We start from the raw sequence: 11,357 nt of genomic DNA, 5'->3' as shown, positions 1-11,357 counted from the left end.
ATCCCGATGAGGCAAGCGTATCATGGAATTCGACTATATCGTCGTAGGTTCGGGCAGTGCGGGTTCACCGCTCACCGCCAGGCTTGTCGAAAAGGGTGCGAGCGTCCTTCTCCTCGAAGCGGGCAAGCGCGAGAAGCTCCACCTGACGCGCGTACCGGCCGCGCTCATGTATACGATCGGTAACAACCGGTACGACTGGAACTACGTCACCGAGCCTGATCCGAGCCGTAACGGACTGCAGGAAGCCTGGCCGCGCGGGCGGGTTCCGGGTGGTTCGTCGGCCATCAACGGGATGATCTTCATTCGTGGCGCGGCCGGCGACTACGACGCTTGGGAGGCGCTGGGAAACAAGGGATGGGGCTGGGCCTCCGTGCTTCCCTATTTCCGCAAGATGGAGACGGCGGACGACGACAGGGACAATTCTCACCGCGGCGGGATGGGTCCGCTCCGGGTTTCATCGCTGCGCTGGAAACACCCACTATCGCAGAAATTCATTGACAGCTTCGTCAATGCCGGCGTGCCCCGCAACCCGGACCTGAACGGGAGCTCGCATGAAGGGGTCGCCTGGAATCAAGGGTCCACGACAGGGGGCTTGCGTCATTCGGCGTTCGACGCCTTCGTCCTCCCACGTCTCAAGGACAATAAGTTGACCTTCATGGACGACGCGCTGGTGGAGCGTATCGTCATGGAGGGTAAGCGGGCCTCGGGCGTGGACATCATGCGCGGGGACAAGACAATCCGGGCAACAGCACGCCGCGGTGTGGTCCTGTCTGCAGGCTCCATCAACTCGCCACAGCTCCTAATGCTTTCGGGCATCGGCGATCCGGCCGAACTGAGTCGCCATGGCATCGAAGTGCGCGTCGCCAGCCCCGACGTCGGGCGCAACCTGATGGAGCATCCGGGCCTCTATGTCCGCGCCGAAATGGACGTCAAGACGGGCAATGCCTATGCGTCGGCCCTGGGCCGGCTGCGCGCCGCCGGGCAGTGGGCGCTGTCGCGCAGTGGCGTGCTGAGCGTGCCGACCGCGCAGGTGCTCGCCTTCCTCAAATCCACACCCGAGCAGGAGGTGCCCGACCTCCAGTTCCACCTCTTCCCGTTCGGCTATTTCAGCGAAAGCGGACGCCTGCGCGTCCCCACGCGCAATCTCGTCACCATTCTGGCGAACGTGAATTACCCCAAGAGTACTGGCCGTCTGGAACTACGCAGCAGCGATCCGCGCACGCCGCTCGCGATTTATCCGCGGCTCCTCGACCACCCAGACGACCTGGACTGCGTTCTACGCGGACTGGCCTGGATTCGCCGCCTTGCTTCGACGCCGCCATTCGGAAACCACGTGCGCGAGCTGATCGACGTGCCGCCCGAGGGGGCCGGCCGCGATGCGGAGGAGCAGTATGTGCGCAAGGCAACGGTCCCCTTCCTTCACCCGGTCGGGACCTGCCGGATGGGGATCGACGATAAGGCGGTGGTGACGCCGGAACTGCGCGTGCGCGGCACCGAGAGGCTGTGGGTGGCGGATGCCTCGATCTTTCCGCGCCACATCGCGGGCAACACCAACGCGACTGCAATCATGATCGGCGAGCGGGCGGCGGATCTCATCCATCCCTGATCCCAGGCAAGCCGGAACAGGAGCCAGACGGGCAATGACCAGGAATTTCAAGCACAATTTCATCGGCGGCAGGCGCGTCGACCCGCTCGGCCCGGAGTCCATCGAAGTTCGTTCGCCCTACGACGGCAGCCTGGTCGGCACGGCTCCGCTCGCCGCACAGGCGGACATCGACCTTGCCGTCGACGTGGCGCGCAAAGCGTTCGACGAAGGGCCGTGGCCGCGCATGCCGGTAGCCGAGCGCATCGCGGTCATCCGTAAATTCACCGACCTCTACGAGGCGCGGTCCACGGAATTTGCCCGACTGGTCACGGCAGAAATGGGCGCTCCCGCGTGGTTCGCCGCGGCGATCCAGGCCCTGATCCGTGATCAGGGCCAGGCTTATCTGACCGCGGCCGAACACTATCCCTGGGAAGTGAAGCGCGAGGGCTTCCCGAAAGGGACGTCCATCTGGATCCGCGAACCAGTCGGCGTGGTTGCCGCCATCATCCCCTGGAATGCACCGCATCAGGTCGCGCTAGCGAAACTCTTTCCGGCTCTGCTTGCCGGATGCACGGTGATTCTGAAATTGGCGCCGGAGACGGCGATTGACGGCCAATATCTGGGCGAACTTTTCAGCGAAGCCGGACTGCCGGACGGCGTGCTGAGCATCCTGGTAGCGCACCGGGAAGTGAGCGAGTATCTCGTCACGCATCCGGGAGTGGACAAGATCGGCTTTACCGGGTCGACCGCCGCCGGAAGCCGCATCGCCAGCCTCGCCGGTGCGCAGCTGAAGCGAGTCAGCCTAGAACTGGGTGGCAAGTCCGCGGCGCTCGTCTTAGACGACGCGGATATCGGCGAAACGGTCGAGGCGCTGCGTTACCGCTCGTTTCCGAACAACGGCCAGGTCTGCGTTGCGCAGACTCGGAACTCATATCGCGCCGGCGCCACGATGCCTTCACCTCGGCGCTGGTGGACAATGTTACGGGTATGAAGATCGGGAATCCGGCCGACCCGCAAACTTTCCTCGGTCCGGTTGCTGCCGAGCGCCAGCGCCAGCGGGTCAGTGACTACATCCAGTCTGGGCTGGAAAGCGGCGCGGAACTTGCGACGGGCGGCCTTGGAATGCCGGAAGGCATCAATCACGGCGCCTTCGTGAAGCCGACGGTTTTTGCCAATGTCGACAACAACTCACGCATCGCCCAGGAGGAGATCTTCGGCCCAGTCGTCTGCGTCATCCCCTATGACGGGGTGGATGAGGCAGTGCGGCTCGCCAACGAGTCGGAGTACGGTCTCTCCGGTTCGGTTTGGACGAACGATACTGACCAGGGTCTGGCGATCGCCCGCCGCATCCGCAGCGGCGGGCTGACGATCAACAACGCGGCCTCGGACCTGCTCTCCCCCTTTGGCGGCTTCAAGCGAAGCGGCGTGGGACGCGAGTTCGGCCCGGAAGCCATCAATCACTACATCGAGCACAAGACTGTCGCAGTCTGAGGGAGTTCCGGAGCGATAATGAGCAACGGCCATGGAATATGGATGCATGTCGACGGTCAGGCCGGGCGCTTCATCGAACTGAGCGACAGGGTTTGGGAAACGCCCGAACTGAACTATCAGGAACATCGGTCGTCGGCCGAGCATCTGAAGGCGCTTAACGATCAGGGCTTCCGAGTTGCTACCGGCCTTGCCGGCATGCCGACGGCCATCATGGGCGAGGCAGGCGAAGGCGGCCCGGTCATCGCCTTCCTCGGCGAGTTCGATGCATTGCCGGAGTTAAGCCAGGAAGCCGGCGTAGCGGAACACCGGCGTCTTTCCGGCAATGGACCGGGACATGGCTGCGGACACAATCTGCTCGGGGCCGGCGCACTGCTCGCCGCTACGGCGACGAAGGATTGGCTGGCCGCGAACAGCCTGCCCGGGCGTGTACGCTATTATGGCTGCCCGGCCGAGGAGGGCGGATCGGGCAAGGCGTTTATGGTTCGCGACGGGGTTTTCGCTGACGTCGACGCGGCGCTTTCCTGGCACCCCTTCTCGTTCGCGGGCGTAATGGAGCCGGCCTCGCTCGCTTACGCGATCCTTGATTTTTCTTACACTGGACGGTCCGCCCATGCTGCGGGCTCGCCGCATCTCGGCCGCAGCGCGCTCGACGCCGTTGAGCTGATGAGCGTCGGCGTCAACTATCTGCGCGAACACATCCCCTCCGATTGCCGGGTTCATTACGCCTATCTCAATGCGGGCGGTCCGGCGCCGAACATCGTGCAGGCGGCCGCAATTGTGCGCTACATGGTTCGGTCGCCGCGAGCCTCCGAGGTGTTGATGCTAGTCGAGCGGGTCAAGCGCATCGCGGAGGGTGCAGCGCTGATGAGCGAGACACAAGTGGAGTCGCGCTTTGTCTGTGCGATGAACAGCCTGCTTGGCAATCGCGTTATGGAGGGAGCGATGGCGCAGAATTTCGAGATGCTGGGGCCGCCGGAATTCGATGCGGCTGACCAAGCGTTCGCGGGGCAGATCCAGGCCACGCTGACAAGGGAGCACATCCAATCAGCCTATGCGATGTTCCGGCTTCAGGAGAGTGACAGCGCTCTCAGCGACGGTATCGTCGGCGCCGCTTCCGGTGGCAAGCAGATGCTTGGATCGACTGATGTCGGCGATGTGAGCTGGGCCGTACCGACCGTGCAGGCATATGGCGCGACCTATGCCATCGGCACGCCTTTGCACACATGGCAAGTAACGGCGCAGGGCAAATCGCCACATGCACACAAGGGCATGATCCATGTTGCCAAAGCGCTGGCGGCGACGGCGGCGGACCTCTTTAGCCACCCCGATCTGCTAGCTTCAGCTAAGGAGGAACATGCAGCAAGGTTGGCGCGCGATCCCGCAGTACAGATCCTGCCGCCCCACCTCGCGCCCCCGTTGGACGGCTAGATGTATGATGCCGGGCATCGTGCTCATCTTTGTCGTCCTAATCAAAGGAACCGCTGGAGCGAAGCGACATACTTTGCCCGAAGATGGGATTTCTCCTGGAAGATGTGTGAACGATCCCGTGATAGTGACGGTTGATCGGCCCTCATCAAGCTGTTGCACTGCGATGGGCTTTGAATCACTTCTCCCGATCCTCGGGTTGCCCGGATCTCCATCACTGATGTCGTTCTCTCCTGCCGAAAGGGGACGTCTTTTCGTGCGACTGTCGGTCATCCTCAAGGGTGCGGCGCGCGGTAGCTTTCCTCACGCGCTATCGATCCGTCCTACCTTGTTGGCGAGAGCGACTGTGACCTGCCGTTCCGGTTTACGCTCAAGCAACTCGTCCGCCCAAGTGCTGACGGTCGTCACTTTTCGCCGGGTGTATCATTTCCGGCCGAGCTTGTCAGAGGGACGATCATGAGTTCGAGCGCGCCATACTCCGCAAACGAATTTCTGGCTGGGCTGAAAGGCCAGCGCGTTCTGGTGACAGCGGGTGCGGGGGGCATCGGTTTTGCCATAGCCGACACGCTGTCGCGGCTCGGCGCCCGCGTCGTTGTCTGCGACGTTTCCGACGAAGCGCTCGCCGCTGCGCCCGACAAGATCGACCTGATCGCGGCAGTGAAGGCCGACGTCTCGCGCGACGATAACGTCGACCGGCTGTTCGAGGCGGTCGAGAAAGAACTCGGCGGGCTCGATGCGCTGATCAACAATGCCGGCATTGCCGGGCCGACAGGCGGTGTCGACGAGATCGATCCGGACGACTGGCGGCGCTGCATCGACATCTGCCTGACCGGCCAGTTCCTGTGCGCCCGGCGCGCCGTGCCGCTGATCAAGGCGGCGGGCGGGGGCTCGATCGTGTCGATGTCGTCGGCGGCTGGCCGCCACGGCTATGCGTTCCGCACGCCCTATTCGGCGGCCAAGTGCGGTGTCATCGGTTTCACGCAAAGCCTCGCCAAGGAGCTTGGGCTGCACGGCATCAGGGTCAACGCCATCCTGCCCGGCATCATCGAGGGACCCCGCATCGAAGGTGTTATCTCGGCGCGCGCCAAGCAGGTCGGTATCAGCCACGAGGAGATGACCGATCGTTATCTCCAAAACATTTCGCTGCGTCGCATGACCAGCCCTTATGATGTCGCGTCGATGGTCGCCTTCCTGCTGTCGGACGCCGGCATCAACATTTCCGGGCAGTCGCTCGGCGTCGACGGCAACGTCGAAACGCTCTGAGGAGGGCCGATCCATGGCAAAGGTTGCGATTGTCGGCAGCGGTTTCATTGGGCGGGCCTGGGCGATCAGCTTCGCTCGCGCCGGCCATGACGTGCGGATGTGGGACCAGTCGCCCGCCGCGACGGGCGGCGCGCGCGACTACATAGAAGGCGTGCTTGGCGATCTTTCTTCGAACGACCTGCTGCGTGGGCAGTCCGTCGACACCGTGCTTGGCCGCATCGCCATCGCGGTCGAACTGGAGGAGGCGCTGGCTGGAGCAATCCATGTCCAGGAGAACACGCCTGAAAACCTCGATGTGAAGCGGGAAGTGTTCTCCCTGATCGACAGTCTGGCCGGCCCGCAAACGGTGATCGCCAGTTCCACCTCGGCGCTGTTGCCGTCGAAGTTCACCGACCATCTGCAGGGGCGGCACCGCTGCCTGGTCGTGCATCCGATCAATCCGCCCTACCTCATTCCGGCGGCCGAGGTGGTGCCAGCGCCATGGACGTCCGCTGAGACGCTGGAAAGAACCCGCGCCTTCCTTATCGATGCCGGTCATGCGCCGCTGGTGATGAAGCGCGAGCTCGACGGTTTCATCATGAACCGGTTGCAGGGCGCCTTGCTTGAGGAAGCCTTCCGGCTCGTCGACGGCTATGCCAGCGTCGAGGATGTCGACATCGGCATCCGCGACGGGTTGGCTTTGCGCTGGTCATTCATGGGGCCGTTCGAGACCATCGACCTCAATGCGCCCGGCGGCGTGCGCGATTATGTCGATCGCTACCAGGGCATCTACTCCAACATCTTCCCGCAGATGCTGCGCCGGGTCGACTGGGCGGGCGAGGTCATGGCAACCGTCGAGGCCGAGCGCAGCAAGCGCCTGCCAAGGAAAAAACTGGGTGACCGGCAGGTCTGGCGGGATCGCCGGCTGATGGCGCTGGCGGCACACAAGAAAAAATCGGATCAGGAGTTCGGACAATGAAAGAAACCAGCCGCAAGCCCGGCGCGACGGCGACCAGGTCATCATCACCTGTGCGGTGACCGGGGCGATCCACACCCCGACCATGTCGCCCTACCTGCCGATCACACCGGACCAGATCGCGTCGGAGGCGATCGCCGCGGCCGAGGCCGGTGCCGCGATCCTGCATTTGCACGCGCGAGACCCGGAAACCGGCAAGCCCGACCAGACACCCGAGGACTCGGAAAGACTGTAGCGCTCAACTGGATAGCCGCCCAAAGCGGAGCTGCCTATTGTGAGGTTGCGCAGCATACCAAGGCTATCAGGCCGATGTTCCTGATGCTGCACGACGCCTACGGCGTCCAAAGGGACAGCAAGCACACATACGATCTTGCGAAGGATTGCATGAATTTTTTGGGCGCCCGATACGGCCCGACGCGCCCGTTGCTGGTGGACGAATATCAGAACTTCACACCCACTGTTTTGCGGGAGCTGCTGCATCTTCAGGAGCGATGCGGCTTCGCTTTACTGCTCGCCGGCAACACTCATCGGTTAGCGGGCACGAGGCGTGATACCCATGCTATGGATCAGATCGAAAGCCGTATCGGCATGCGTTTCGAGATCGGGCAGCCGACGCGGGAGGACTGCTTGAGGATTGACGCCGAACACAACGTTGAAGGAGCCGACGCCTACGTGGCAATCGCCACCTACGGGCAAAACACCTCCCTTCGCGCGCTGTGCCATCTCCTCCAGAATTGCGCTGCGGGTACCAGCGGCTTCGGCAGCATTCGTCTTCCCCGGATAGAGACCACGCTTCGCGGCATGTCGTGCGGCAGCGATGTGCTCAAGGTTCTATACGAGTGCCGAAACGACTTCGCACACGACGTGGGCAGCCCCACTTAAATTCGGACGACGACAGATAATTCCGAACATCACACCGGAATTGGTGCAATCGCGAAGTTAGCCCGCTTGCTGATCAGCCGTATTTGCCTCGCTCCTCAATTTTTCAAGCCGTGATCGGCAGATCATTTCGATACGATCGATCAACTCGGAGACCCGCTTGGCAAGCCACTGGAGCGCTTCGCGAGTGATCTCGAAGTGCCTCGAATAGCGCGCTTTCACATAAGCCTCGTTGATGACGTTGAACCAAGCTACGAAACGCTGCTGGTCGCGGGGCCAAACTTCGGCAAGTTCCTGTGCTTGATCTTCAGCGAGGCTGCGAAGGAATTTGACGTTGTGAGAGGCAGGGCTGTAATTTGTTAGAACCAACAACAACACCGCGTAGGCCTGCTCGATTGATTGGTGAAGGAGAAAGGCCGCTTCCTTGAAATTGGATTCGCTGAGAAGAAATCCAGCTGTCTTTGCAAATACTCGGGCGTGCGGCAGCCTGTCTTCGAGGTGTTCGGCTGCTAATTGGAATGCATCGGCCGGCTTCGTAGGTGCCGGATGCGCCAGCGATTCTTCGTCGAGCTCGTAGAGGACAATTCCCTCGCGACGGATGTCGACAAAGAAGTACTGACCCTCCCTGAGGGCAGTGTTCACCTCCCGGCGGGAATGTACAATGAAGCTGACTGGCGTGCTGATTTCGCGCATCAACCGGTCTGCTGCCGTCTGCCAATAGCCGGCAAAATCGGTCAGTTTGCGATTGTTCACCACCACAAGCAGGTCGAAATCCGAACGGTAGCCCTTCCTGGTATGCGGCTCGTCGACCCAGCCACCACGTGCATAGGACCCGAAAAGTATGATCTTGAGAATGCGCCCGCGCTTTTTGAAGTCGGTCATCCCTCCCTTGAGGGCATCCTCAAACTCCTCGAGGAGCAGCTCAACCGTCTTTCTCAGCTCGCGCTGCTTTGGTGGCGGGAGGTGGTCGATGCTGGATTTCATAAACAAGGATCTGTCGTCCATCGTGTGTGCATAGCCGAGACGAGGCCCCGAATCCACACACTGCCTCGTTCGGCCGAATTGAGCAACGCACACCGTGCGACATCAAATGGAAGAGTTGTTAAGTCAGCATCCTAAACATTGCAGAGGGATTTAAGCTCATCACGTATCACTGCAATGTTGGGGGTATCGTCAATACATTGCCCCACCATTTCCCAGCGCTTTTATCTGTGGAGGGTCTGTCCCGCAGCGTCGCGCTCGGTCCTCGAATAAGCGAACAGACTTCTAGCTCGGAAGATGTCGGCGAACTCATGCGGAAGGGGGGCGGCGGTATCGGCCGCCGGATTTTCTTAAGATTTTCCCTGTCGAGCCGCGGTCGAACACCGGTATGTTCAAACCGGAGATTTCCAATGCCATTTCGATTCGTCGACACCGCCGACATCCACCTCGACTCGCCGCTGCGTTCGCTGGCGATGCGAAACCCCGACCTTGCCGAACTCGTCGGAGACGCCAGCCGTCAGGCGTTTGTCTCGATCGCTGACCTCTGCCTCACGGAACGTGTCGATGCCCTGGTCATTGGCGGCGATCTCTATGATGGCGATCAGACTTCGATGAAAACGGCCCGCTTCCTGGCGTCACAGATGACACGGCTTCATCAGGCCGGCATCAGGGTTTTCAAGATCCGTGGCAATCATGACGCCCTGTCGCGGATATCGAAACAGCTGGTGTTCCCTGACACGGTCACGATCTTCGGCGGCCGTCCCCAGACCGTGCTGCAGACAGCCGGCGGGCTTGACGTCATGTTCCACGGCTTGAGCTTTGCCAGCCCCAAGGCGCCGGACAGTCTACTCCCGAAGTACTCAGCGCCGCGCGAGGGCGCGGTCAATGTCGGTATCATGCATACCAGCCTGGCCGGATCGCCGGGCCACGACGTCTATGCCCCCTGCAATGTCGCTGACCTGCACGGCCACGGTTTCGACTACTGGGCGCTTGGGCACATCCATGTCCGCCAAGTCCATCCCGGGGCAAGCACCGTGGTGATGCCAGGAATTCCACAGGGCAGGGACATCAACGAGGCCGGCGAGAAATCCGTCACCCTGGTGACGATACAAGACGACCGCACCATCGAGATCGAGGAAAGGCTCACCAGTATCGCGCAATTCGAGCGGGTGAACGTCGACGTGACCGAAACGGTGGAATGGTCCGAGATCGTCGAGCGTGTCCGATCCGCGCTCGAAGATGTGCGCGCCTCCGTTAGATCCCGTCATGCTGTGGTTCGCCTCGGCCTGACCGGGGCGTCACCTCTATCGTGGGCACTGATCCGCGACCGGGATCTGCTGCTCGCGGAAGCTGAGCAGGTCGCGGACCAGGTAGGCGAAACCTGGGTGGAGAAGCTCGAACTTAACGTCTCGCCACCCGCAGCCGAAACATCCGAGGGCGTCGCCGATCCGATTTTCGAGCTCGCAGAGTCCATGCGCGCCGATGCCGGCTCGGAAGCCTTCCGTGCCGAGGCGAGGGCGTTGGTCCAAAAGATGATCGCGGATTTTCCGCCTGACGGGCGCGATTTCGCCGGCAAGGACGAGACTGAGCAGGAGTTGTTCCTGGAGAGGGTGGTTGCCAGCGGCGCCGACCTTGTTACCGCCCGCCTCAAGGCCGGTGGGTCACAATGAGGCTGCGGCGACTTGATCTCATCCGTTATGGCAAGTTCACCGACAGGACGATCGACTTCGGGCCGAAACCGGAATCCGGTCCCGACCTGCATGTCGTCTTCGGCCTGAATGAGGCCGGCAAGTCGACGGTGCTTTCCGGCTATCTCGAGATCTGCTGTTCGGCATCGAGGAGCGCAGCCGCTACAATTTCGTGCACGAGTACAGCGCAATGCGCATCGGCGGGGTGCTCGAACTTGGCGGCGCGGAGCAGATTTTCACACGCACCAAACAGCGCACCAACTCGTTGCTGAACGCGACTGGCCAACCAGTCAGCGAAATGGCGATATCATCCCATCTCGCCGGCCTGTCGCGCGACGCCTACGAGACCATGTTCTCGTTGGACGACGAAACGCTGGAAGCAGGTGGAAAATCAATCCTGGAATCGCGCGGTGACCTCGGCAAGCTGCTGTTCACGGCCAGCGCCGGCCTCGGGCATGCAAGCGATACATTGAGCCTGCTCGAGGCCGAGGCGGACAGGCTCTATCGCAAGCAGGCACACGGAACCGAGCTTGCTCTGTTCAAGAAGCGGCTTGCGGAACTGAAGTCGAGGAGGGAGGCGATCGACACCTTGGCGTCGACCTTCGAAACCCTTGAGACAGAGCGCCTGGACGCGACAGAAAACTACGACCGCAGCATCGCCGAGCGGTCGGTGCTGTCGGCCAGGCTCGATACGATCGCGAATTATCTTCGCGCGATCCCGATCCTTGCCGATATCCGACGCAAGCAAGCCCAGCTGGCCGAGTTGCCAGAGATCGCTTCACCGTCACGGACCTGGACGGGCAGCGTCGCCGACATGATCGAGATTGACGCCAGCCTGAGAACGCGTCTGCCGTCCTGATGCAGCATCATGACCCGACGAGTCGAATTCTTGCCCAGACGCCGATCGAGCAAGCCAGCTTCCCCAGCCTTTTCGTACCGATCGCGGTAGCGTCGGAATTGCCGCTCCGACATGCCAAGCAACTCGCCGGCCTCCGTCATCGAAAGATCGCCGCCATTCCAACGGCTCAAAACGTCCCGAAACTTTTGCATTCTCCGGACGACGATCCAGGAACCCCGCTTCAGCAGCCTC

At 61.8% G+C, this 11,357-nt stretch carries 12 protein-coding genes and 1 pseudogene; 12 read left to right on the top strand and 1 reads right to left on the bottom strand.

Going from position 1 to position 11,357, the window contains the following annotated elements:
* Nucleotides 1-22: 22 nt before the first annotated feature.
* From FJ946_RS18995 to FJ946_RS18965, 8 genes and pseudogenes are all read left to right on the top strand, one after another.
* Nucleotides 23-1,606 carry a GMC family oxidoreductase N-terminal domain-containing protein gene (locus FJ946_RS18995; protein ID WP_140499615.1) on the top strand — a complete coding sequence of 528 codons (1,584 nt, stop codon included), beginning with the start codon at nucleotides 23-25 and terminating at the stop codon, nucleotides 1,604-1,606.
* A 34-nt stretch (nucleotides 1,607-1,640) separates the two neighbouring features.
* Entirely contained in the window at nucleotides 1,641-2,576 is a 936-nt protein-coding gene (locus tag FJ946_RS18990) for an aldehyde dehydrogenase family protein (RefSeq protein WP_210243625.1), read from the top strand.
* Nucleotides 2,573-3,076: an aldehyde dehydrogenase family protein gene (locus FJ946_RS31465; RefSeq protein WP_281408830.1), complete on the top strand. Its 504-nt coding sequence runs from the start codon at nucleotides 2,573-2,575 to the stop codon at nucleotides 3,074-3,076. Before FJ946_RS18990 ends, FJ946_RS31465 begins: the two co-directional genes overlap by 4 nt.
* An 18-nt stretch (nucleotides 3,077-3,094) precedes the next feature.
* Nucleotides 3,095-4,504, top strand: a complete 1,410-nt coding sequence (locus tag FJ946_RS18985) for an amidohydrolase (protein WP_140499610.1) — start codon at nucleotides 3,095-3,097, stop codon at nucleotides 4,502-4,504.
* A gap of 453 nt (nucleotides 4,505-4,957) precedes the next feature.
* Nucleotides 4,958-5,764: an SDR family oxidoreductase gene (locus FJ946_RS18980; protein ID WP_140523201.1), complete on the top strand. Its 807-nt coding sequence runs from the start codon at nucleotides 4,958-4,960 to the stop codon at nucleotides 5,762-5,764.
* A gap of 13 nt (nucleotides 5,765-5,777) precedes the next feature.
* Entirely contained in the window at nucleotides 5,778-6,722 is a 945-nt protein-coding gene (locus tag FJ946_RS18975) for a 3-hydroxyacyl-CoA dehydrogenase (RefSeq protein ID WP_140523204.1), read from the top strand.
* A pseudogene (locus tag FJ946_RS18970) lies at nucleotides 6,719-6,936 on the top strand (3-keto-5-aminohexanoate cleavage protein); the annotation flags it as partial. The gene FJ946_RS18975 and the pseudogene FJ946_RS18970, both read left to right, overlap by 4 nt.
* Before the next feature lie 29 nt (nucleotides 6,937-6,965).
* Complete coding sequence (locus tag FJ946_RS18965; protein WP_140523207.1) at nucleotides 6,966-7,601, top strand: AAA family ATPase; 636 nt, start codon at nucleotides 6,966-6,968, stop codon at nucleotides 7,599-7,601.
* A gap of 57 nt (nucleotides 7,602-7,658) precedes the next feature.
* On the opposite strand, the gene FJ946_RS18960 is transcribed toward FJ946_RS18965, so the two are convergent.
* Entirely contained in the window at nucleotides 7,659-8,582 is a 924-nt protein-coding gene (locus FJ946_RS18960; RefSeq protein WP_140523464.1) for a nucleotidyltransferase and HEPN domain-containing protein, read from the bottom strand.
* 407 nt (nucleotides 8,583-8,989) lie between these two features.
* On the opposite strand from FJ946_RS18960, the gene FJ946_RS18955 reads away from it, so the two are divergent.
* The 4 genes from FJ946_RS18955 to FJ946_RS30975 all read left to right on the top strand — a co-directional run.
* On the top strand, nucleotides 8,990-10,249 hold the full coding sequence (locus tag FJ946_RS18955) for a DNA repair exonuclease (RefSeq protein WP_140523209.1): 1,260 nt from the start codon (nucleotides 8,990-8,992) through the stop codon (nucleotides 10,247-10,249).
* On the top strand, nucleotides 10,246-10,539 hold the full coding sequence (locus FJ946_RS31190) for an AAA family ATPase (RefSeq protein WP_246674848.1): 294 nt from the start codon (nucleotides 10,246-10,248) through the stop codon (nucleotides 10,537-10,539). The genes FJ946_RS18955 and FJ946_RS31190 overlap by 4 nt, the downstream gene beginning before the upstream one ends.
* The gene (locus FJ946_RS18950) at nucleotides 10,440-11,126 is read left to right on the top strand and encodes an AAA family ATPase (RefSeq protein ID WP_246674846.1); all 687 of its coding nucleotides are present in this window, start codon (nucleotides 10,440-10,442) and stop codon (nucleotides 11,124-11,126) included. The genes FJ946_RS31190 and FJ946_RS18950 overlap by 100 nt, the downstream gene beginning before the upstream one ends.
* A partial coding sequence (locus FJ946_RS30975) for a hypothetical protein (RefSeq protein WP_210243627.1) occupies nucleotides 11,126-11,357 on the top strand: 232 nt, incomplete at its 3' end. The genes FJ946_RS18950 and FJ946_RS30975, both read left to right, overlap by 1 nt.

The organism is Mesorhizobium sp. B2-4-7 (assembly GCF_006442685.1).
Classification (GTDB): domain Bacteria; phylum Pseudomonadota; class Alphaproteobacteria; order Rhizobiales; family Rhizobiaceae; genus Mesorhizobium.
Note: the sequence above shows the minus strand (reverse complement) of the source record. Positions and strands in the feature narration are given on the sequence as shown.

Bases quoted from the DNA above. Each gene is read 5' to 3' on its own strand.
- FJ946_RS18995 (WP_140499615.1), top strand. From the start codon at position 23: ATGGAATTCGACTATATCGTCGTAGGTTCGGGCAGTGCGGGTTCACCG.
- FJ946_RS18990 (WP_210243625.1), top strand. From the start codon at position 1,641: ATGACCAGGAATTTCAAGCACAATTTCATCGGCGGCAGGCGCGTCGAC.
- FJ946_RS31465 (WP_281408830.1), top strand. From the start codon at position 2,573: ATGAAGATCGGGAATCCGGCCGACCCGCAAACTTTCCTCGGTCCGGTT.
- FJ946_RS18985 (WP_140499610.1), top strand. From the start codon at position 3,095: ATGAGCAACGGCCATGGAATATGGATGCATGTCGACGGTCAGGCCGGG.
- FJ946_RS18980 (WP_140523201.1), top strand. From the start codon at position 4,958: ATGAGTTCGAGCGCGCCATACTCCGCAAACGAATTTCTGGCTGGGCTG.
- FJ946_RS18975 (WP_140523204.1), top strand. From the start codon at position 5,778: ATGGCAAAGGTTGCGATTGTCGGCAGCGGTTTCATTGGGCGGGCCTGG.
- FJ946_RS18960 (WP_140523464.1), bottom strand. From the start codon at position 8,582: ATGAAATCCAGCATCGACCACCTCCCGCCACCAAAGCAGCGCGAGCTG.
- FJ946_RS18955 (WP_140523209.1), top strand. From the start codon at position 8,990: ATGCCATTTCGATTCGTCGACACCGCCGACATCCACCTCGACTCGCCG.
- FJ946_RS31190 (WP_246674848.1), top strand. From the start codon at position 10,246: ATGAGGCTGCGGCGACTTGATCTCATCCGTTATGGCAAGTTCACCGAC.